We start from the raw sequence: 21,221 nt of genomic DNA, 5'->3' as shown, positions 1-21,221 counted from the left end.
GGACCGCGGATGCCGATTGCGCCTCGACCCTTCCCCGCTGCCTGCCGTCGCAGGAATGGCACCTGCGCCGCAAGGAACTGCGGCCGCAGTCCTGGGCGAAAGCTACATCGCCGCCGCCGGGATACTCGGCTGCGACATCGGCGCGGTCAAAAGCCGGGTCTGCCGGGGCGCGGCAGCGCCTGCGCGATGCCCTGATCGCGGCCCGGTCGACCGGCGGCCAGCCGCCCGAGCAATGATCGCCCTGTCGCCGGTCAGTGCAGCTTATACCTGGCGCCTGAAATTCATGCCTGCGCTATCCAATCAGGCCAAAAACCGCCGGGGCTTCTGGAACAACATCGGCGGTCTAGGGTTCACCCCCTCTCCACAGGAGCCGCCGCCATGCATGATCGCGCCCTTGATTTCCTGACAGCCATCGTCGCAGCCCCCTCGCCCAGCGGCTTCGAGCAGCCGGTCGCCCGGCTTTATCGCGATTACGTCCAGCCCTTCGCGGACACGGTCACGACCGATATCCTGGGCAATGTCAGCGCCGTCATCCATCCCGACGCGCCGATGCGCTTCATGTATGCCGGCCACATGGACGAGATCGGCTTCATCGTCCATCACATCGACGAGGACGGCTTCCTGTTCTTCAGCACGATCGGCGGCACCGACGCCGCGACCGAGATCGGACAGCGCGTCTGGGTCCATGGACATGAACGCGTGCCGGGGGTGATCGGGCGCAAGGCGATCCAGACCTTCCAGGCGTCCGATGTCAGCCAGACGCCGTCGCTGAAGGATCTGTGGATCGACATCGGCGCCGCGTCGCGCGCAGAGGCCGAAAAGGTCGTCCATGTCGGCAGTCCGGTGACGATCGATGCCGGCTTCGCCCTGCTGGGCGGCGGCCTGGCCGTGGGACGCGCCTTCGACAACAAGGTGGGGCTGCTGATCGGCGCCGAGGTGGTGCGCCGCCTGGCCGAGGAGGGCGGCGTGCATCCCGATGTCGGGCTGCACATCCTGGGCACGGTGCAAGAGGAGATCGGCTCTCGCGGCGCCAAGACGGCGGGCTTCAACCTTGCGCCGCGCACGGCCCTTGCCATTGATATGGGCGTCGCCACGGACTATCCCCGCGCGCGACCCGAGGACCAGGGCAAGCTGGAGCTTGGCAAGGGCCCCGGCATATCCCAGGGGGCCAACACCAATCCGGTCGTGCTGGACCTTCTGATCTCGGCCGCCAGGGACAAGGACATAGCCTGGCAGCAGCAGGCGACCGGCGGCACCAGCCCCACGGATGCACGGGTGGTCCAGGAATTGCAGGGCGGCGTCGCCACCGGCGTGATCTCCGTGCCGCTGCGCTACATGCACACCCCGTCCGAGGTGGTATGCCTTGACGACATTCAGGCCACCATCGATCTTGTCTGCGAATATTGCCGACGCCTGCGTCCTGATACGGATTTCACGCCGCTGTAAGGGACGAAGAACGGCGTGCCTTGGCGTTTTCCGGGCCTGCAAGGAAGGCCGCGGAAACCGGGCCAGGGACCGGACTCGACCCGGTTGATAAAGGATTGCCCGGCCGATCTTCGGGAACATCGCAAGCAGGGGACGGTTGTAGGACCGGGTGCCCGTGCTGACGCCGATGCGTGTACGCCGTCTGGATGCCCGGTTTCCCTCCACGATCATCCGAGGACTTCCGATGTTTTATACCGACAACAAGCTGCAATATCCCGTTCGCGTCGACACCCCGAACCCGCTGTTCGCCCGAGCGCTGCAGCAGGCCATCGGCGGGGTCGAAGGCGAAATCCGCGTGGCGATGCAATATTTCTTCCAGGCCTGCGGCGCGCGCGGCAACCCCAAGTTCCGCGACCTGCTGATGAACACCGCCGCCGAGGAACTGGGCCATATCGAGATGCTGGCGACCGCCGTCGCGATGAACCTGGATGGCGCGCCCCTGTCGATGCAGGAGGAGATGGCCGCGACCGACCGCGTGGTGGGCGCGGCGATGGGCGGCATGAACCTGAAGAACCTGCTGTCGTCCGGCCTGTCGGCGATGCCGGTGGACAGCGACGGCGTGCCCTTCGACATGTCCCACATCTATGCCAGCGGCAATATCGCCGCCGACATGACCGCCAATGTCGCCGCCGAATCCACGGGGCGCACCTTGGCCGTGCGGCTTTACAACATGACCGACGACGCCGGCATGAAGGACATGCTGTCCTATCTGATCGCGCGCGACACCATGCACCAGAACCAGTGGCTTGCCGCGCTTGAGGAACTGGGCGGCATGACCGGGGCCTTCCCGATCCCGAACAGCTTTCCGCAGGCGCAGGAAAAGACCGACTTCAGCTATGCCTATCTGGGCTTCCAGGCCGACGGCAGCGCGCCCGTTCCGGGCCGCTGGGCCGAAGGTCCGTCCATCGACGGCAAGGGCACCTTCGTCACGGGCAAGCTGCATCCGTCCGACCAGAAGCCCGATCTGGGCATGGCGCGCCCCGACAGCGGCGCGCAGGCCGAACAGATCGGATGATCCTGCGGCCCGCCGGCCGGAACCGGCGGGCCTGTCCTTTCGCAACACGCGACACCCTTGCAGGAGATGGCGATGACCCTTGCCCTTGTCACCGGCGCATCCACGGGAATCGGGCTGGAACTGGCCCGCATCGCCCGTGCCGATGGTCATCACACCATCATGGTCGCCGATGAACCCGCCATTCATCAGGCCGCCGCAGGCCTGGGTGCCGAAGCGGTCGAGGCCGATCTGGCCACGTCCGAAGGGGTCGCGTCGGTCCTGGCCCATCTGGGCGGACGCGAGGTCGAGCTGCTGATGCTGAACGCGGGCACCGGGCTGGGCCACGCCTTTCTGGACCAGGATCCGCAGCGCATCGACCATGTGGTGATGACCAACATCCTGGGCGTGCTGCGGCTGGCGCATCCCCTAGGCCGCCGGATGCAGGCCCGTGGCCAGGGGCGGATCCTGATCACCGGCTCCATCGCGGGCTTCATGCCGGGGACGTTCCAGGCGATCTACAACGCCTCCAAGGCGTTCCTGAACAATTTCGCCCTGGGCTGGAACGAGGAACTGAAGGACACCGGCGTCACCGTCACCTGCCTGATGCCCGGCCCGACGGACACGGCCTTCTTCGAGCGCGCGGGCCTTCTGGACACGCCCATCGGCCAGATGAAGAACAAGGACGATCCCGCCATGGTCGCCCGCGCGGGCTATGACGCCATGATGGCGGGACAGGCGCAGATGACGCCGGGCCTGAAGAACAAGATGCAGGCCACCCTGGCCGAAGTCCTGCCCGCGGGGCTGGTGGCCAAGGCGCATCGGCGGATGGCGAAGCCCGAGGACGAATGACCCCCTTCCCGCCCGGCCGATGACCGGCCCGGCGCTTCCCAAGGTCCGATCCCCGGACCCCCAAGCAGGAGAATGCAGATGAAGCGCAGAACCCTTTTCGCAGCCGGAGCGGTCGCCGCCGTCCTGCCGGTCGCCCGAATGTCGTTCGCCCAGACCGCACCCGATGCGGACATGCAGGCGATCCTGATGGGCGGGAACTTTTCGCTGCTGAGCAGCCGGGCCGCCGCCGACAAGGGCACGGACCCCGCCGTCAAGGCCTTCGCCGCGCTTGAGGTGGCCGAACAGGAGGCCGTGGCCCGCGCCTTTGGCGCGACGCCCTCGGATCAGGTGACGCCGGAACACGCGGCCCTGCTGGAGCAGATGACCGCCATGGAAGCAGGGGCCGAATTCGACCGGCAGTATCTGGCGGCACAGATGCAGGGCCACGAACAGCTGCGCGCCCTGCACGCAGCCTATGCCGAAAACGGCCAGAATCTGATGGCGCGCGGCGCGTCCATCGTCGGCGTTCCGGCGATCGACAGCCACATGTCCATGCTGCGCGCCATCAGCGAGCGCATGGGCTGACCGCACATGGAGGCCTGGCTTTGCTTGGCCGGCGGGAATGCGCTTGGCGCGTTCCACGTCGGCGCCTGGGCGGCGATCGAACAGTCCGGCCTGCGCGTCACGCGCATGTCGGGCGCCTCGATCGGGGCGGTGGTCGCGGCGGTCATCGCGGGCAACCCCCCGGACCGGCGGTCCGAGGCGCTGCACGCGTTTCTGGCCCAGGTCCGGCAGGAACGGCGGATGACCGGGCGGCGGGCGGCGGTCGCGGCGATGCTGATGCGCGGCCATCCGTCGCTGTTCGTGCCGTCCTGGCCGGGGCTATGGGAAATCCTGCCCGGAATGCCCGCCGACCGCTCGCAGTTCCGGCGCGGGCCGATGCGGCGCCTGCTGGAACGGACGATCGACTTCGACCGCCTGAACGATGCCGAGATCGAGGTGACGATGACCGCGCTGGACGCGGAAACCGGGAGGGTCGTGGAGTTCCGCAACCGGGACATGGCGCTGAGCGTCGATCACATCATGGCTAGCACCGCCCTGCCGGTCCTGTTCCGGCCCGTGCGGATCGACGGGCGCTGCCTGCTGGATCCGGGACTTTGCGAAAACCTGCCGCTTCGTCCGCTGCTGGACCGGCCGGGCGACGCGGCCATCATCGCGCTGGATCTGTTCGCACGACAGGGCACGCTGACCGAGACGATGGACGGCATCGGCACCCGCGCGCAGGAACTGTTCTTTGCCGGGCAGTCGGAACGGATCATCCAGTGCGCGGACCTGGCGGGCCGCAATTTCCGCCATGTCGTCCTGTCCGATCCCCAGGACGAATTCGTTGGCAAGGCCTTCGATTTCAGCCGCTCGAACCTGGAGCGCCGGGTCGAGCTGGGCAGGCTGCTGACCGCTCGCGCGCTGGCCGACCTGAGCGGCGCGCCCCCTGCCGCGTCCGCAAAACCCCCGATGGAGAATGCGTCCGATGATCCCGCCCCGTCTTCACGCCCGGCTTGACGCCGCATCCGCCCTGGCCCTGCTTGCGCTGCCCCGCGCATTGGGCTGGCCCGGCAGGCTGACGCGGCCGCTGGCCTTGGCAGGGCTGGGGGTGGCGGCCTATTCGCTGGCGACGCGCTATCGCCCCGGACAGGGCGGCGGCATCGACCTGGACCAGCACCGAATGCTGGACGCCGTGCAGGGGGCGGCCTGCCTGGCGGCGGGACTGCGGGAAAGCGCCCCTGGGCCGCGCGCCTTTCTGACCGGATACGGCGCCTTTTCGCTGGCCGCCGCCGTCCTGACCCAGCCGCCGGGACCACCGGGCGTCCCGCTGCCCCCTGCGGCGGTGACGCAGGATTGCGGGCCCGATGTGGCCCGGCTGCGCTGCGGCATCGTGAACGTCGCCTTCATCGGCCCGGCTGGCGCGGGGGCCCGGGGGTGGTTCCTGGTCGATGCCGGCATCGCCGGTTTCGGCCCCGCCATCCGGGCGGCGGCCCGGAGCCGTTTCGGCGATGCCCGCCCGGCGGCGATCCTTTTGACCCACGGCCATTTCGATCATGTCGGCGCGCTTGCGGACCTGGCCCGCGACTGGGATGCGCCGATCCTTGCCCACCGGGCCGAACGCGGCTTTCTGGACGGCACGCGGTCCTATCCGCCGCCCGCGCCCGAAGTGGGGGGCGGCAGCATGGCGGAACTGTCGCCCCTGTTCCCGCGCGGGCCGATCGACGTGTCGGACCGGCTTTCCGACCTGCCCGGCGACGGGACCATCCCCGGTCTGGACGGCTGGCAATGGATCCATACGCCCGGCCATGCGCCGGGGCATGTGTCGTTCTGGAACGCCGCCACCGGCACCCTCATCGCGGGCGACGCGATCAGCGCCACGCGGCAGGAATCGCTGTGCAGCGCCGCCTTGCAGATCCCGCATCTGCAAGGCCCGCCCGCCTATTTCACCACCGATTGGGACACGGCCGGGCAATCGCTGCGCCGGCTTGCCGCGCTGCGGCCGGACCGCATGATTCCGGGGCACGGCCCGGCCCTGGCGGGGCCGGATTTCCGGGCGGCGCTCGACCGGCTGGCGCGGGACTTCGCCGCGCGCGGGCTGCCGCGTCGCAGCCGGTATGCCCGCCGGGACGCCCTGGCGGACCGATCCTGACCTGCCGGTCCAGCGGCGGTGCAGAGCGCCGAACCACGGGACCGCCCAGGCTGGTTGAAGGATGCAGTTGCTAGGGGCGGCGAGGGTCGCCGCCGCGCGGCTTTGTCATCCGCTCGATCCGGTCGAGGATCGGGGCAAGCCGCCCCCGGTGATAGGTCAGCGCCTCGTAAAGCGCATAGGCCCGCCTCGCCCACCCGACATAGATCTGCGGGCGGCTCGTGATCGCCGCCAGCCGCGCCATCCTGTGCGAACCGCGGCTGATCGCGGCGCGGGTGCGATAGACCAGCTTTCGGCGCCAGCCGATCCCCGCCGCCTGCGGCGCCACGCGCTTGACGGGGCGAATGCCGCGTTTCGCCCAGGTCAGGCGATAGGCCAGCCCCTCGCGCCGCTGCCGGAACCCCGCCGCCTGCGTCTCGGCCACGAAATCGGCATCGACCTGGTCCAGCGCCAGCCGACCCTCGGCGCGGGCCTCGTCGATCAGGCGCTGGATCAAGGGGGCGCGGACGACCACCACATTGGTGCCCCGGCCGTCCTGGGAATAGGGTTCCACCCAGGCATCGCCGAAGCTGACATCGGCGGTCTCTGCCACCACGTCGTCGCAGAAATTGCAGGCCGGGTTCTGGAAATAGCCCGCGCCCCAGTCGCCGTCGGCTAGGTGGAACCAGTCCTTCTGCACCGTGCTGCCATCCTCCAGCGTCAGGTGCGCGGTGTACCAGTTGGCCGGGCGGTTCGCGTCCTTCAGCCGGTATTCGACCGCCCGGACGCGGGCCGGATCGGCGCCAAGCTGCCAGGCGAAGCTGTCGACGAAGCGCGCGCTTTTCATATGGCCGCAGAACAGGCCCAGCATGTGGGTAATGCGGTCCGCCAGCACCGGATCCTGCGCGCGGGCCAGATGCACGGCCTTGATGAAACAGGGAATGCCTACCACCGCATAGCGGCCCGGCATGGCGCGGACTTCCCTCAGCACCTCGGCCAGATGGATCGGGTGATAGCGCGACCGGGCGCCCGCCAGCAGCTCCTGTTCCGACCGGCTGATGCGATAGCCGAAGAAGGGCTGACCCGGCTGCCCCGGATGGACATGCAGCACGCCGTCGATCTGGCCCCGCCGCATCAGCTCGGCGGCGACCCAGCTGACCATGCCGCCGGAACTGCCGCGTTCGCGGAAGGGCGGCTCGGCCACGGCGCCGACATGGCAGCTGACATGGCGGCCGAGGCGCGCATCCAGGTGCGGCGCATCAGGAAAGCGGGCGGCGGCGATCTGGTCCTCGTTCGCCGCGAAAGGCGAAAACGGGCAGAGCGCGGCGAAAGCCTCGGTCTGCCGTCGGGTGGCGGGGCCGTGCGGTTTCAACTGGCCATACGCATCCCACGCCATCCCCGCCTCGCCGCCCGAGGCGCAGACCCCGCAGCCGATGCACAGATCCGAGGCGACGATCTGCGCGGGGCTGAGCGCGCGGCTCATGCCCGCCCCGCAAGCGCCGCGTCCAGCCAGGCCGCCGATTGCGCGCGCAGCTGCGCGATCCGGGCCTGGACCTGGTCGGAGACCCGCTCGGCCAGCAGCGCGGTGATGTCGGCGGGGTCGCGATCCTCGAAAGTCAGGTGGCGTTCGGCGCCCAGCAGCGCGGTCAGGTCGCGCACCTTGGTCCAGCGGTAATCCGAGGGCGCGCAGGCCAGCGGCTTGCCGTTCAGCAGCGCAAAGCAGCAGCCGTGGAAATAGGTGGTGGCGACCGCCTGCGCCCCCGCCATCAGCCCCGCGAAGTCCTGCGGCCCGGCATCCAGCCGCTGTTCGTCGGCCCAGTCGTTGCGATAGCCCACGCTGACCATGCGCAGGCCCCGCGCGCGGGCGGCAGCCTGCACGCGATCCGCGAACCAGTCGGGGATGTGGTGGCCGTAGACCAGCACATAGGGCGATTCCTCCGCCGGCTGAACCTTGGGCGGGTTCAGCAGCACCGGGTCCAGCACCATCGCCGGCTCTCGCCCCAGGACCCCCGCCACCAGCCCGAAGCTGTTGGCGTCGCGCACCGAGACCGCATCCAGCGCACGCAGGCGTTCCGCCCATTGCGGCTCGATGAAGTCGGCGGCGTAATTGCCGAAGCTGGCGGCATAGGTGACGACGCGCGGGGCGGCCAGCCCCTCGCCCCAGAAGATCGGCTTGCCGCCATACCAGGGATGGCTGAGGTTCAGCACCTCGTCGCTGCCGATCACCGCCAGATCCACCGACGGCATCGCGGCGGGATCATCCAGGTCGAAGGACGCGGAGAGCGGCAGCGCCTCGAACGCCTGCACGAACTTGCGCAGCTTGCGGCCATATTGCGCCACGTCGGCGCGCGAGGAGCGGTCCGGCGTCAGCGGCTGAAAGGCATAGCGCCATTCGCGCGAGGTCACGTCCCGCGACTGATGATCCAGCAGGACCGCCTTGTGGCCGCGCGCGGAGATGGCCTCGACCAGGCAGCGGGCCTGCCAGTAGCTGCCATAGTTGATGCAGCGGTGAAAGGTCAGCACCCCGACGCGCATCTATCGCCCATAGATCCGGTCGATCACCCGCGCGACCGTGACCAGATGCCGCGCGTCATCGTCAAAGCGCGCCCCCTGTGCCAGGCGCGTCAGCCAGTCCACCGCCGCGCGCCCGCCCCAGTCGTCGGGCGGCTCGGCCAAGGGCTCGGCGCGGATGTGATGATGCCGTTCGGCCCGCAGATCGTAGAATGAGCCATTGACATTGCGCAGGGATGCGCCGCCTTCGGTGCCGAAGAACTCGGCCGCGATCACCGCCTCGCGCCCCGCCTGCAGGCCCCAGGAGCAGGCGAGGCGGACGACCGTGCCGCCCGCCAGATCCAGCGTGGCTGTGGCGTAATCCTCGACCTGCCGCGCCGGATCGGCCAGCGGCGCGCCCTTGGCGTAAAGTCGGCTTTCGACGCCCGCGACCTCGGGCCAGCCCAGCGACCACAGCGCAAGGTCGATCAGGTGGACGCCCAGATCGACCACGCAGCCGCCGCCCGACAGCGCGGGGTCGTAAAACCAGGGCTTGTCCGGGCCCCAGGCGTTGTGGAAGGTCACGTCAACCCCGAAGACATGGCCCAGGCTGCCCGCGTCCAGCAGCGGGCGGATCGCGGCCATGGCGGCGGTGTGGCGATAGGACAAGTCGACCCCCAGCAGGCGGTCAGCGCGGCGGGCGGCTGCGACCACCTCGGCCACCTCGGGCCCGGTGCGGCCCAGGGGCTTCTGGCAGAACACCGCCTTGCCCGCGTTCAGCGCGGCGATGGATTGGTCCGCATGGGCCGCGCTTGGGGTGGCGATCACCACGGCATCGATGTCGGCGGTCAGCAGCGCGTCAAGTCCGTCCACCCGCCGGGCATCGGGCGCAAGCGTCAGCGCCTCGGCGGCGCAGGCGTCGTCCGGCTCGGCCACCGCGACGATCTCGGCCAGGCCGCTGGCGGCCAGGGCCCCCATCCGGTGCCGCCCAATCCAGCCGGTGCCGAGAAAGCCCAGGCGCGGCCTCACAGCGCCACCCAGGCCTTGACGAAGCCGCCGGGCTTGTCGCGGGTCGCGGCCAGGGCCTCGCCCAGATCCTCCAGCGGATAGGAGCCGGTCAGCAGCGGGCCAAGGTCCAGCCGCCCCTGGGCCAGCGCATCCACCGCCGCCCGCAGCCCCGCCACGCGCACGGCCGCGTCGCGTTCATGCGCGCTGGCGATGTCGATGCCCTTCCAGTTCCACATCTGCATGTTCACCTGCCGCGGCCCGTCCTGGTGATAGCCCGCGATCACCAGACGCCCGCCCTCGGCCACCAGGTCCCCGGCCAGATCCAGCGGCCATTGCTTGCCCACGCATTCGATCACCCGCTGGGGCATGTGCCCGTCGGTCAGGCGCCTCACGTCCTCGATGATGCGCCAGTGGTCGTCCATGGGGATGGTTTCCGAAGCACCCATCCTGCGGGCCAGATCCAGCGTCTCGGCCCGGCGCGACACGGCGATCACGCGCGCCCCCGCGTCCGTTGCCAGCCGGGTCAGGATCGCGCCCAGAAAGCCGATGCCGACGATCGCCACCGTCTGGCCGGCGCGGATGTCCGACCGCGCGAAGATGTTCAGCGCGCAGGCCACGGGTTCGCCCGGAACCGGCATCCCGTCCAGGCTGGCGGGCAGCGGCACCACCATCGCGGCGGGGGCCGTGTCGTATTCGGCATAGGACCGTTCGGTCAGCGCGGTCACGCGGTCCCCGACGGACAGGCCCCCCACCCCCTCGCCCAGGGCCGCGATCCGGCCCCAGCCCTCGTGCCCCATGCCGCCGGGCGCGCCGGGCCAGGTGGACCAGGGCTGGCCCTCCCACGGCTCGACGTTCGAGGCGCAGACGCCGCAGCCCTCCAGCCGGATCAGCACCTCGCCCGGATCGGGCCGGGGCACCGGCACCCTGGCCACGGAAAACCGCTGCGGACCGTCGAGGACCGCCGCGCGCATGGTCTGAATCATCTGTCGTCTCCCGGAACCAAGCCGCCGCCCGGTCCCTTGTGCAAGGCATGGATGGCGAGGCTGTCATGGACCGTAACGATCCCGTCCCTTCCGGCGAGGGCATGAAGGAACAGTTGACCAGCAACATCCTGCGGCTGGTCGAGCGTCGCCGTCAGGAGGACGCCCGCGCCTCGCCCAGCGAGCGGATCGCGGAAACGATCACCAAGATCGCGGGCTCTATGACCTTCATCCTGCTGCATGTCGTCTTCTACGGCGGCGCGCTGCTGGTCCTGACCGATCTGATCCCCATTCCGATCCCCTTCGGCGAAGGCCTGGGGCTGGTCGGCTCGGTGGCCTCGACCGAAGCGATCTTCCTGTCGCTGTTCGTCCTGATGAACCAGCGGCGAGAAGAGCAGCGCGCCGACGCCCGCGCCGATTTCACCCTGCATGTCAGTCTGCTGACCGAAGACGAGTTGACCAAGCTGGCTTCCGTGATCTACCGCATGGCCGAACGGCTTGACGTTCCGATCGACGAAGGCGCGGCCCAGGAGGTCGAAAAGAACGTCGATCCCGAACAGGTTCTGGACGCGCTGGAAGAGATCGAGGGGGACGGCGGCGCCCCAGGCCACCCCGCCAGCGGTCACGACAGGGACGCTGCGGCAGGCAACCCGCCGGCGATGAAGGATTCGACCGCCTCATAGGCCTCGTCATCGGTCATCTGCTGCGGCGGGTGCTTGCAGAACCAGGCGGCGGGCGCGATGACAGGTCCGGCAAGGCCCCTGTCGCGCGCGATAGCCGCGCAGCGGATCATGTCGATGGCGACGCCTGCGGAATTCGGGCTGTCCTCGACCGACAGGCGCAGTTCCAGGTTCATGGGAACGCCGCCGAAAAGCTCGCCCTCCATCCGCAGGAAACAGACCTTGTTGTCGTTCTGCCAGGCAACGTAATCGGACGGGCCGATATGGATGTTGTCGTCCGCGATCCGCTCGGCCGAAACCGACTGCACCGCCTCTGTCTTGGAAATCTTCTTCTTCTCCAGACGCTTATGGTTCGCCATGTTCAGGAAATCGGTGTTGCCGCCGGTGTTCAGCTGATAGGTCCGGCACAGCTTGACGCCGCGCTTGCGGAACAGGTCGGTCAGCACGCGATGGACAATGGTCGCGCCCAGCTGGGCCTTGATGTCGTCGCCGATGATCGGCACGCCCGCCTGTTCGAACCGCTCGGCCCAGACCGGATCCGAGGCGATGAAGACCGGGATGTTGTTGACGAAAGCCACGCCCGCTTCCAGCGCGCATTCGGCATAGAATTCCGTGGCCTTCTGGCTGCCGACGGGCAGATAGTTCATCAGCACATCCACCCGCGCATCCCGCAACGCCGCCACGACCTGCTCACGCGAGGGTTCGGGGGCGTCCGAGGGCAGGAAGGTCCGCGCCTCGGGGTAATCGGCCATATGCTCGGCCACGCCGTCCAGGATACGTCCCATGCGGACCACGGCGCCAGTGTCGGGCACCTCGGGGGCGAAGACGGCGGTGCAGTTCGGCAGGGCGAAGATCGCCTGCGCCACGTCGCAGCCGACCTTGCGGGCGTCGATGTCCCAGGCCGCGACCACCCGGATGTCGTCGGGTCGATAGCCCCCGAGGCTGTGGTGCATCAGCCCCGTGGCATCGTTGCGCCCTGCATAATGCGCCAGCCCCTGCACCAGCGAACTGGCGCAGTTGCCGACCCCGATGATGGCGATATTGATCGTCGGTGGGGCATCTTTCATGGGCGCAGCCTTCAGGTCAGGGTCGACTGGATCGCCGTCGGCACGGCCTCCGGCATGGCCTTAACCCGTTGGGGCGCATATCGTTCAATCATGGCCGCACAGAAATCGGCGAATTGCTGCGGATCGTGCGGCGGGCTGGTGTGATGGGCGCCCGGACCCAGGTGTTCCGGCGTGAAGCAGAAGGTCACGGTCGTGTCGAAATCGGCCAGCGCCTCCATCTGCCGGTCGAACCAGCCAAGCGCGTCGGGACGGAAGCTGTCGGCCCATGACAGGCCCGTGCGCAGGTGCCGGACGCCCAGGCGCTTCATCCAGGCCACGGCATCGTCAAGCCGCGGGTCCTGGTAATGGAACCACTGCATCAGCCCCATGTCGGCGGCGTGCGGCGCATAGGCCTCCAGCCCCGGCTTGGGCGTGCCGTCCGCGCGGATCAGGCCCATGTAGAAATGCCGGTAATAGGAGCTGCCCTCGGCCTCGCGGTGCCGGGTGGTGGCGCCCCATTCCTGCGGCAGGTCGAACAGCGAATACCAGAAGATGCGCGGCACGCGGCCGACCAGCAGCTCGGCGGTCTTCTGCACGCCGAAGACCTGCACCTCTTCGGCGCCGAAGCTGCCGACACCCACCTCGGTCACCCAGACGGGCTTGTCGGTCACGGCCTCGATCTCGGCCACCTTGGCGGGCCATTCGTGGATCTGCCACAGGTTCCAGTCCAGCGGAAAGCCGTGCACCGCCACCACATCCACATGATCCAGCGCGCCGTGACCCTGCATCCGCTGCACCCATAACTGATCGATCGGCGACATGCCGCCCAGAACGCGCGTCAGGTCCGGGTTCACGGCGCGGATCGCCTGGCCGGCCAGGGTGACGCATTGGCCGAAGCGCGACCAGTCCGGGTCCAGTTCGGGGTCCCAGTGGGACTTGTTGTTCGGCTCGTTCCAGATCATCGCGGCTTCGATCATTGCGCGGCGTCTCCTTGGCTGGTGTCGGACTCGGGTCGGGCGGGATAGACGGCGGCGGGCCCGTACTGGGCAAAGGGCACCTCTGCCGCGCGGCACAGATAGACCTCGTCGGCGGGGCCCGCCTCGATGGCAAAGCCCGAGGCGCGCAGCATCGCCTCGACCCCCGCCCGGTTCGGCACCCACCAGTTCGTCCAGTCATGCGCCCATTGATGTTCGATGAAGGCCATGCGCGGCCAGTCGGGCTGCTGGAACTGGGCGTCCTCGGAAAAGTTGTAATCCTCGGCCGGCTGGGCCACGCTGTCGGGACCGCGTGTCAGGGTCTGGAACAGCATCAGGTCGTCCGCCACATGGGCGCGGATCAGATCCAGCGCCAGCAGCGGGTGGCGCAGGTGGTAAAGCACCCCCATGAACACCACCAGATCGAAGCGTTCGCCCAGGGCAGCCACGTCATAGACGCCCATCTGCCGGAACTCGACCCCGCCCACATCCAGCACCTCGGCGGCAAAGCAGGCCTGCGCCAGATAGCGCGCGTCGGTGTCGATCCCCAAGACCCGCGCCGCGCCCCGCCGGCGCATCTCGAAGCTGTAGAAGCCGGCGTTGCAGCCGATGTCCAGGACCGTCCTGCCGGTCAGGTCCTCGGGCACCAGATGCGAGAAGCGCGAGAACTTGTCGGCGGGATAATCGCCCAGGAAATGATCGGGCGCGGTGCGGACGCCGTTCAGGTCAAGGTTCTGGAACCAGGAGCCAAGCTCTTGAATCCTGTGCTCGATTGTCGGTGCGTTCATGGGTCATCCCATCACTCGGTGCCATTCAGGGTCAGGACCTGGGCCGTGCCCTGTCCATGCGACAACACCCAACTGACGGATGCGGGTCCAATCTCGAACCGCAGAATGTTGTCGAGGCCCAGGCCCAGCACCCGCGCGATCACCCCCCGGATCACGTCGCAATGGCTGACGCAAAGGACCGGCCCGCCGCCGCCCCGTTCCGCCAGCCGGTGCAGATGCGCCAGCGCCCGATCCGCCCCCGCGGCCATCGTCTCGCCCCCCGGCGTGGGTGCGGTGGCGCGGGCGGCGTTCCAGTGCCGCCATGCCGGATCGCCCTCGAGATCGGCAAAGCGCGCGCCGGACCAGGCGCCGAAGTCAACCTCGTCCCAGGCGGGCTGGGGCTCGGGGGTCAGGCCCAACCCCTGCCCCAGGATCGCGGCAGTCTCGACCGTGCGGCGGCGAGGGCTTGTGTGGACGGCGGCGATGCCCCGTCCGGCCAGCCGCCGTGCCAGTGCCGCCGTCTGGTCCCGGCCCGCCGCATTCAGCGCGATATCGCGGGTTCGCCCGCTCAGCCATGTGCCCAGATCGTCATGCGCGCCGTGGCGCACCAGGCCGACCAGAACGCTCATGCCGCGGGGCAGCGCGAGGCTTTGCCGCACCGGCAACAAAGATGAAGAAGGTGGAACCAAATCCGCATGTCGGCCTTTAGGTCACGGTCCTGAGAGGAACATCCTTTCTGAAAACACGAGCGAGGGGCAAGTGGAAAAGGTTCTGATCACCGGAGGCGCGGGGTTCATCGGGCGCTTCGTCACCGACGAATTGCTGCGGCGCGGCCATCATGTCCGCGTCCTCGATGCGCTGATCCCGCAGGTCCATGGCGAGGGTGCCTCGCGTCCCGACGCGCTGAACCCCGAGGCCGAATTCATCCAGGGCGACGTGCGCGACCGCGATGCGGTGGGCCGCGCGCTGCAGGGCATGGACAGCGTCATCCACCTGGCCGCCGAGGTGGGCGTGGGCCAGTCCATGTACGAGGTCGAGCGCTATACCTCGACGAACGACGTGGGCACCGCCGTGCTGTTCGAAAAGCTGATCGACAATCCCGTCCGCCGGGTCGTCACCGCCTCGTCGATGTCGATCTATGGCGAGGGGCTTTACAAGGATGCCGACGGCGGGATGGTCCAGGATGCCGAGCGCGTGGGCATCCGCGACGGGCTGAAGCAATGGGACCCGGTGGACGCGCAGGGCCGACCGCTGACCCCGGTGGCGACGCCGGAATGGAAGCAGCCGAATCTCGCCTCGATCTATGCGCTGAACAAATACGTGCAGGAACGCACCACCCATATCATGACCGCGCCCTACGGGATCGAGGGCGTGTGCCTGCGGCTGTTCAACGTCTTCGGCCCCGGACAGGCGCTGTCGAACCCTTATACCGGGGTGCTGGCGATCTTTGCCTCGCGCTATCTGAACGGTCAGGCGCCGATGATCTTCGAGGATGGCGAGCAGCGCCGCGATTTCGTCCATGTCTCGGACGTGGCCCGCGCCTTTGCCGAGGCGCTGTCCCTGCCGCAGGCGGCGGGCGGCACCTTCAATATCGGTTCGGGCAACGACCGTTCCGTGACCGAGGTCGCGCGGGAACTGGGCCGCGCCATGGGCCGCAACGCGCTGGAGCCGCAGATCGTCGGCAAGGCCCGCATCGGCGACATCCGCCATTGCTTCTGCGACACGACGCTTGCCGCCGAAACGCTGGGCTTCACCGCGCAGACCGATTTCCGCGAGGGGCTGGCCGAACTGGCCGAATGGGTCGCCAGCCAGACGGCCGTGGACCGGGTCGAACAGGCGCGGGCGGAACTGGACAAGCGCGGGCTGGTGGCGTGATGGCCAGGACCGACGCATCCGCCGATCCGCGCCCGGTGCTGGTCACCGGCGGCGCGGGCTTCATCGGCTCGAACCTGGCCGACCGCCTGGCGGGCGACGGGCACCGGGTCATCGTCTATGACGCCATGACCCGGCCGGGGGTGGAACGCAACCTCGCCTGGCTGCAAGATCGCCACGGCGACCGGATCGAGCATGTCCGGGCCGACATCCGCGACGCCGCCCGCATGGCCGCTGCCGCGCGCGAAGCAAAGGCAGTCTTTCACCTTGCGGCCCAGGTCGCCGTGACCACCAGCATGGTCGAGCCGGTCGAGGACATGACCATCAACCTGATCGGCACGATGAACCTGCTGGAGGCGCTCCGCGCCAAGGGCGACGGCACGCCGCTGGTCTTTGCCTCGACGAACAAGGTCTATGGCGACCTGGCCGATCTGGATTTCGCGCTGGAGGGCGAGGCTTACCTTCCGACCGACGCCCAGGTGCGCGACCACGGCATCGGCGAGGCCCGGCCGCTGGATTTCCACACCCCCTATGGCTGTTCCAAGGGCGCGGCGGACCAGTATGTGCTGGACTATGCCCGCAGCTTCGGCGTGCCCACCTGCGTGTTGCGCATGTCCTGCATCTATGGCCAGCGCCAGATGGGAACCGAGGATCAGGGCTGGGTCGCCCATTTCCTGATCCGCGCGCTGAAGGGCCAGCAGATCACGCTGTTCGGCGATGGCTGCCAGGTGCGCGACATCCTGGACGTCTCGAACGCGGTCGAGGCCTATCTGGCGGCCTGGGACCGAATCGACCAGGTGTCCGGCCGGGTCTTCAACCTGGGCGGCGGGCCCGCCAACGCGGTCAGCCTGCGCCAGCTTCTGGCCTTCGTGGGCCGGATCATCGGCCGCCCGGTGGACATCGCCTATTCCGACTGGCGGGCGGGCGACCAGCGGTATTTCGTCGCCGACACCCGCGCGGCGGACCAGGCGCTGGACCTGTCGCCCAAGCTGGACTGGCAAGAGGGCGTGACAAGGCTGACGCAATGGCTGGCCGCCGAGGGCGGGATCAACCTGCCCATCGGCCAGCCCTTGGCGAAGTCGGCATGATGCGGGTGCTGATGACCACCGACGCGATGGGCGGGGTCTGGGCCTATGCGCTGGAACTCGCCACCGCCCTGCGGGTCGAGGTGGTGCTGGCGGTCCTGGGCCCTGCGCCCGACCCCGATCAGCGTGCCGCGGCCGAGGCGGTGGGGGTGCGGCTGATCGAAACCGGCCTGCCGCTCGATTGGCTCAGCGACGGTCCCGCGCCGGTGCTGGCGGCGGCGGATGCGGTCGCGCGGATGGTGCACCAGGAGGGCGCGGATCTGGTGCATCTGAACGCCCCGGCTCTGGCCGTGGCGCGCCATGACCGGCCGGTCGTCGCCGTGAACCACGGCTGCCTTGGCACCTGGTGGGACGCGGCGCGCGGCGGTGCGGTCGATCCGGCGCTGGCCTGGCTGCCCGAACTGGTCGGCCGGGGCCTGCGCGCCGCCGACCGCGTGGTGGCGCCGACCCGCGCCTATGCCGAGGCGACGGCCCGCCGCTACGGCCTGCCCTTGCTGCCGGCGGTGGTCCATAACGGCCGCACCGCCCTGCCCCTGCCCCCGGCGCAGCCGTTTCCCGGCGCGCTGACGGTCGGCAGGCTTTGGGACGAGGTCAAGGACACCGCCACCCTGGACGCCGTTGCCGCGCGGCTGAATGCGCCCTTCGTCGCCATCGGCGCCACTCGCGCGCCGCATGGCGGGGCAGTGACGCCCACGCATCTGCAAGCCACCGGCCCCCTGCCCGCCGAGGTCATCGGTCGCTGGCTGGCCCGCCGCCCGGTCTTTGTCAGCGCCGCCCGGTTCGAGCCCTTTGGCCTGGCGGTCCTGGAAGCCGCGCAGGCCGGTTGCCCGCTGGTGCTGTCGGACCTTCCGACCTTTCGCGAACTCTGGGACGGAGCGGCTTCCTTCGTTGCGCCTGGCGACGCGCAGGGCTTTGCCGACGCCATCGCCGCGCTTCTCGCCGACCCGGCTTGCCACGCTGCCCGAGGCAAATCCGCCCGTCAGCGCGCCGCCCGCTATACCCCCGCCGCGATGGCCGAGCAGATGGCCGAGATCTATCGCGACGCGCTTGCCAGACGGACCCAGGCCGCATGAAGATCGTCTATTTCACCCATTCGCTGCAAAGCTGCTGGAACCACGGCAACGCCCATTTCCTGCGCGGCGTGCTGCGGGAACTGGCCGCAGCGGGCCACCATGTCCGCGCGCTGGAGCCGCAAGGCGCCTGGAGCCTGGAAAACCTGCTGCGCGACCACGGGCCTGCGGGGCTGGAGCCGTTCCGCCGGAACTATCCCGACCTGTCGGTCGAAACCTATGACCCCGCCGCCGATCCGGTCGATCTGGCGGGCGACGCCGATCTGGTGATCGTTCACGAATGGAACGACCCTACCTTGGCCGCGACCCTTGGCCGGGCGCGCAAGGGGGGCGCCCGCTTCAAGCTGCTGTTCCACGACACCCACCACCGCGCCGTCAGCGACCCGGATGCGATCCGCGCCTTCGACCTGTCGGGCTTCGACGGCGTTCTGGCCTTTGGCGAGGCGCTGAGCGAGGTCTATCGCCGCTGGGGCTGGGGGGATCGCGTCTGGACCTGGCACGAGGCCGCCGACACCCGCCTGTTTCACCCGCCCGCGCAGGAAACCGCGCGCGAAGGGCTGGTCTGGATCGGCAACTGGGGCGACGGCGAGCGGACCGAGGAGCTTGAAACCTTCCTGTTCCGCCCGGCGCAGCAGGCGGAACTGCCGCTCGACATCTACGGCGTCCGCTACCCCGCCGAGGCCCTGGCGACGCTGAACCGTTACGGCGTGCGCTATCACGGCTGGGCGCCGAACGCCGCGGCACCCGAAATCTTCGCGCGCCACATGGCGACCGTGCATGTCCCGCGCCGCTTCTATACCACGATGCTGCCCGGCATCCCCACCATCCGCGTCTTCGAGGCGCTGGCCTGCGGCATCCCGTTGGTCTCGGCCCCCTGGCAGGACAGCGAAGCCCTGTTCCGCCCCGGCCAGGACTTTCTGTTCGCGGGCGACGGCGCGGAAATGACCGCCCGCCTGCGCGACCTTGCCCATGATGCCGACCTGCGCGCCGCGCTGGTGGCACATGGGCTGGAGACCATCCGCGCCCGCCATACCTGCGCCCATCGCGCGCAGGAACTTCTGTCCATTGCCGGAACGCTCGGCCTGAACCACGGAGCTTCTGCCGCATGAAGATCGCATTCTACGGATCCAGCCTGCTGTCCTCCTATTGGAACGGTGCCGCCACCTATTACCGCGGCATCCTGGGCGAACTCGCCAGGCGCGGCTACCAGATCACCTTCTATGAACCCGACGCATTCGACCGCCAGCAGCACCGCGACATCGACCCGCCGGACTGGTGCCGCTCGGTCGTCTATCCCGCGACCGAGGACGCCATGCGCGGCGTCCTGGCCGAGGCGGCCGACGCCGATATCGTGGTCAAGGCCAATGGCGTCGGCGTCTTCGACCGGGAACTGCTGGACGGCGTGGTCGCGGGTGCAAAACCCGGCGCGCTGAAGATCTTCTGGGACGTGGACGCGGCGGCCACATTGGACGAGATGCGGACGGCCCCGGACCATCCGGTGCGCCGGGCGCTGCCCGCCCTCGACATGGTGCTGACCTATGGCGGCGGCCCGCCCGTGGTGGACGCCTATCGCGGCTTCGGCGCGAAGCTGTGCGAGCCGGTCTATAACGCCTTGGACCCGGCGACCCATCACCCCGCCCCCGCCGATCCGAAATTCGCCTCGGATCTCGCCTTTCTGGGCAACCGCCTGCCCGACCGCGAGGCGCGGGTCGAGGAGTTCTTCCTGAAGCCCGCCGCCATGCTGGCGGATCGCAGCTTCCTGATCGGCGGCAACGGCTGGGACAGCAAGCCGATGCCGGGCAATGTCCGCCACCTGGGCCATGTCTATACGCATGAACACAACGCCTTCAACTGCACGCCGCTGGCCGTCCTGAACGTCGCCCGCGACAGCATGGCGCATGTGGGCTTTTCCCCGGCCACCCGCGTCTTTGAAGCCGCCGGTGCCGCCGCCTGCCTGATCACTGACGCCTGGGAGGGGATCGAGCAGTTCCTGACCCCCGACCGCGAGGTTCTGGTCGCCCGCGACGGGCAGGACGTGGCCGACCATCTGGCGGCGCTGACGCCGGAACGGGCGAAGCAGATCGGCCAGGCGGCGCTGGCGCGGGTCAAGGCGGAACACACCTATGCCCTGCGCGGTGCGCAGGTGGACGCGCTGTTCAAGGCGCAGGCGAAGGGAATGGCGGCATGAAGCTGGTCGTCCTGGGCCTGTCGCTGTCGTCGTCCTGGGGCAATGGCCACGCGACGACCTTTCGCGCGCTGCTGAAATCCTTTGCCCGGCGCGGCCATCAGGTGCTGTTCCTGGAACGCGACGTGCCCTGGTATGCCGGGCAGCGCGACCTGACCGCCCCCGACTGGTGCCGGCTGGAATTCTATGAGGGCCTGCCCGCGCTGGATCGCTGGCGGGACGAGATCGCGGCGGCGGATGCGGTGATCGTCGGCAGCTACGTCCCCGAGGGCGTTGAGGTCGCGCGCCGCGTGCAGGGCTGGGTGGGGGGCGTGACGGCCTTCTACGACATCGACACGCCGGTCACGCTGGCCAAGCTGGAACGGGGCGATCACGAATATCTCTCGCCCGCCGTGATCCCCGGTTTCGATGTGTATCTGTCCTTCACCGGCGGCCCGACCCTGCGCCATATCGAAACCCGCTATGGCGCGCCGATGGCGCGGGCGCTTTACTGCTCGGTGGACCTGGACCTTTACGGCCCGCGCGACGTGCCGATCCGCTGGGATCTGTCCTATCTGGGCACCTACAGCGACGACCGCCAGCCCACGCTGGAGCGGCTGCTGCTGGAACCCGCCCGGCGGCGCCCCGACCTGCGTTTCGTGGTGGCCGGGCCGCAATATCCCCCCGGCATCGACTGGCCCGGCAATGTCGAACGCATCGAACATTGCCCGCCCGCCGACCATGCGGCCTTCTATTCGGCCAGCCGCTTCACGCTGAACGTCACGCGGGCCGACATGATCCGGGCGGGCTATTCGCCCTCGGTCCGGCTGTTCGAGGCCGGGGCCTGCGCCACGCCCATCATCTCGGACAAATGGGACGGGATCGAGACGCTGTTCCGGCCCGATCAGGAAATCGTGCTGGCGGATGGCGCCGCCGATGTGCTGGCGGCGCTGGACAGCGACGCCGCGACAATGGGCCGCGCAGCGCGGGCGCGTATCGAGGCCGCGCATTCGTCCGACCATCGCGCGGCCGAACTGGAAGCCCATCTGGGCGAAGCGGCCAAGCACAAGGCAATCACGCGACCGACCGAAACAGCGGAGGGCTGAAGGC

At 69.2% G+C, this 21,221-nt stretch carries 22 protein-coding genes; 14 read left to right on the top strand and 8 right to left on the bottom strand.

Annotated elements, in window-relative coordinates; genetic code table 11:
- Positions 1 to 55 precede the first annotated feature (55 nt).
- The 7 genes from PARHAE_RS20925 (at position 56) to PARHAE_RS00945 (ending at position 5,999) form a co-directional block, all read left to right on the top strand.
- Positions 56 to 406, top strand: coding sequence for a hypothetical protein (locus PARHAE_RS20925; RefSeq protein WP_164555096.1), 351 nt, complete (start codon positions 56 to 58; stop codon positions 404 to 406).
- On the top strand, positions 379 to 1,446 hold the full coding sequence (locus PARHAE_RS00970; RefSeq protein ID WP_126152733.1) for a M42 family metallopeptidase: 1,068 nt from the start codon (positions 379 to 381) through the stop codon (positions 1,444 to 1,446). The genes PARHAE_RS20925 and PARHAE_RS00970 overlap by 28 nt, the downstream gene beginning before the upstream one ends.
- Before the next feature lie 223 nt (positions 1,447 to 1,669).
- On the top strand, positions 1,670 to 2,500 hold the full coding sequence (locus PARHAE_RS00965; RefSeq protein WP_126152732.1) for a manganese catalase family protein: 831 nt from the start codon (positions 1,670 to 1,672) through the stop codon (positions 2,498 to 2,500).
- Between the two features lie 72 nt (positions 2,501 to 2,572).
- Entirely contained in the window at positions 2,573 to 3,328 is a 756-nt protein-coding gene (locus tag PARHAE_RS00960; RefSeq protein WP_126152731.1) for an SDR family NAD(P)-dependent oxidoreductase, read from the top strand.
- Between the two features lie 78 nt (positions 3,329 to 3,406).
- Entirely contained in the window at positions 3,407 to 3,892 is a 486-nt protein-coding gene (locus PARHAE_RS00955) for a DUF4142 domain-containing protein (RefSeq protein WP_164555094.1), read from the top strand.
- Positions 3,893 to 3,916: 24 nt separating this feature from the next.
- Positions 3,917 to 4,867, top strand: coding sequence for a patatin-like phospholipase family protein (locus PARHAE_RS00950; RefSeq protein ID WP_164555093.1), 951 nt, complete (start codon positions 3,917 to 3,919; stop codon positions 4,865 to 4,867).
- Positions 4,836 to 5,999, top strand: coding sequence for an MBL fold metallo-hydrolase (locus tag PARHAE_RS00945; RefSeq protein WP_126152728.1), 1,164 nt, complete (start codon positions 4,836 to 4,838; stop codon positions 5,997 to 5,999). Before PARHAE_RS00950 ends, PARHAE_RS00945 begins: the two co-directional genes overlap by 32 nt.
- Before the next feature lie 70 nt (positions 6,000 to 6,069).
- Here the strand turns inward: PARHAE_RS00945 and PARHAE_RS00940 are convergent, their stop codons facing one another.
- Genes PARHAE_RS00940 through PARHAE_RS00925 form a run of 4 tightly spaced genes read right to left on the bottom strand, consistent with a single transcriptional unit; the run spans position 6,070 to position 10,456 of the window.
- Positions 6,070 to 7,458 (bottom strand): Coenzyme F420 hydrogenase/dehydrogenase, beta subunit C-terminal domain, encoded by a 1,389-nt coding sequence (locus PARHAE_RS00940; RefSeq protein ID WP_206436834.1) that lies wholly within the window; start codon positions 7,456 to 7,458, stop codon positions 6,070 to 6,072.
- Positions 7,455 to 8,510, bottom strand: coding sequence for a polysaccharide pyruvyl transferase family protein (locus PARHAE_RS00935; RefSeq protein ID WP_126152727.1), 1,056 nt, complete (start codon positions 8,508 to 8,510; stop codon positions 7,455 to 7,457). The genes PARHAE_RS00940 and PARHAE_RS00935 overlap by 4 nt, the downstream gene beginning before the upstream one ends.
- Positions 8,511 to 9,494: a Gfo/Idh/MocA family protein gene (locus PARHAE_RS00930; RefSeq protein WP_126152726.1), complete on the bottom strand. Its 984-nt coding sequence runs from the start codon at positions 9,492 to 9,494 to the stop codon at positions 8,511 to 8,513.
- Entirely contained in the window at positions 9,491 to 10,456 is a 966-nt protein-coding gene (locus PARHAE_RS00925) for an MDR/zinc-dependent alcohol dehydrogenase-like family protein (RefSeq protein ID WP_241232618.1), read from the bottom strand. Before PARHAE_RS00925 ends, PARHAE_RS00930 begins: the two co-directional genes overlap by 4 nt.
- A gap of 65 nt (positions 10,457 to 10,521) precedes the next feature.
- On the opposite strand from PARHAE_RS00925, the gene PARHAE_RS00920 reads away from it, so the two are divergent.
- On the top strand, positions 10,522 to 11,136 hold the full coding sequence (locus PARHAE_RS00920) for a DUF1003 domain-containing protein (RefSeq protein ID WP_164555092.1): 615 nt from the start codon (positions 10,522 to 10,524) through the stop codon (positions 11,134 to 11,136).
- Here the strand turns inward: PARHAE_RS00920 and PARHAE_RS00915 are convergent.
- Genes PARHAE_RS00915 through PARHAE_RS00900 form a run of 4 tightly spaced genes read right to left on the bottom strand, consistent with a single transcriptional unit; the run spans position 11,076 to position 14,549 of the window.
- Entirely contained in the window at positions 11,076 to 12,200 is a 1,125-nt protein-coding gene (locus tag PARHAE_RS00915; RefSeq protein ID WP_126152724.1) for an inositol-3-phosphate synthase, read from the bottom strand. The two genes, PARHAE_RS00920 and PARHAE_RS00915, sit on opposite strands and share 61 nt — an antisense overlap.
- Positions 12,201 to 12,211: 11 nt before the next feature.
- Positions 12,212 to 13,156: a glycosyl hydrolase gene (locus PARHAE_RS00910; protein WP_126152723.1), complete on the bottom strand. Its 945-nt coding sequence runs from the start codon at positions 13,154 to 13,156 to the stop codon at positions 12,212 to 12,214.
- Complete coding sequence (locus PARHAE_RS00905; protein ID WP_126152722.1) at positions 13,153 to 13,941, bottom strand: TIGR04290 family methyltransferase; 789 nt, start codon at positions 13,939 to 13,941, stop codon at positions 13,153 to 13,155. The genes PARHAE_RS00910 and PARHAE_RS00905 overlap by 4 nt, the downstream gene beginning before the upstream one ends.
- A gap of 11 nt (positions 13,942 to 13,952) precedes the next feature.
- Positions 13,953 to 14,549 (bottom strand): histidine phosphatase family protein, encoded by a 597-nt coding sequence (locus PARHAE_RS00900; RefSeq protein ID WP_126152721.1) that lies wholly within the window; start codon positions 14,547 to 14,549, stop codon positions 13,953 to 13,955.
- Positions 14,550 to 14,679: 130 nt separating this feature from the next.
- Here PARHAE_RS00900 and PARHAE_RS21505 point away from each other — a divergent pair, with 130 nt between their 5' ends.
- Genes PARHAE_RS21505 through PARHAE_RS00870 form a run of 6 tightly spaced genes read left to right on the top strand, consistent with a single transcriptional unit; the run spans position 14,680 to position 21,217 of the window.
- Positions 14,680 to 15,795, top strand: coding sequence for an NAD-dependent epimerase/dehydratase family protein (locus PARHAE_RS21505; RefSeq protein ID WP_099650795.1), 1,116 nt, complete (start codon positions 14,680 to 14,682; stop codon positions 15,793 to 15,795).
- Positions 15,795 to 16,880, top strand: coding sequence for an SDR family NAD(P)-dependent oxidoreductase (locus PARHAE_RS21500; RefSeq protein WP_241232617.1), 1,086 nt, complete (start codon positions 15,795 to 15,797; stop codon positions 16,878 to 16,880). Before PARHAE_RS21505 ends, PARHAE_RS21500 begins: the two co-directional genes overlap by 1 nt.
- A complete protein-coding gene (locus tag PARHAE_RS00885) occupies positions 16,877 to 17,950 on the top strand; it encodes a glycosyltransferase family 4 protein (protein ID WP_206436832.1) in 1,074 nt (357 codons plus the stop codon). The genes PARHAE_RS21500 and PARHAE_RS00885 overlap by 4 nt, the downstream gene beginning before the upstream one ends.
- Positions 17,947 to 19,056 (top strand): CgeB family protein, encoded by a 1,110-nt coding sequence (locus tag PARHAE_RS00880; protein WP_126152719.1) that lies wholly within the window; start codon positions 17,947 to 17,949, stop codon positions 19,054 to 19,056. Before PARHAE_RS00885 ends, PARHAE_RS00880 begins: the two co-directional genes overlap by 4 nt.
- Positions 19,053 to 20,135, top strand: coding sequence for a CgeB family protein (locus PARHAE_RS00875; RefSeq protein WP_126152718.1), 1,083 nt, complete (start codon positions 19,053 to 19,055; stop codon positions 20,133 to 20,135). Before PARHAE_RS00880 ends, PARHAE_RS00875 begins: the two co-directional genes overlap by 4 nt.
- Positions 20,132 to 21,217, top strand: a complete 1,086-nt coding sequence (locus PARHAE_RS00870; RefSeq protein WP_126152717.1) for a CgeB family protein — start codon at positions 20,132 to 20,134, stop codon at positions 21,215 to 21,217. The genes PARHAE_RS00875 and PARHAE_RS00870 overlap by 4 nt, the downstream gene beginning before the upstream one ends.
- Positions 21,218 to 21,221: the final 4 nt, after the last annotated feature.

It is taken from the genome of Paracoccus haematequi, from assembly GCF_900631945.1.
Classification (GTDB): Bacteria; Pseudomonadota; Alphaproteobacteria; order Rhodobacterales; family Rhodobacteraceae; genus Paracoccus; species Paracoccus haematequi_A.
This window is presented reverse-complemented; position numbering and strand designations above follow the sequence as displayed.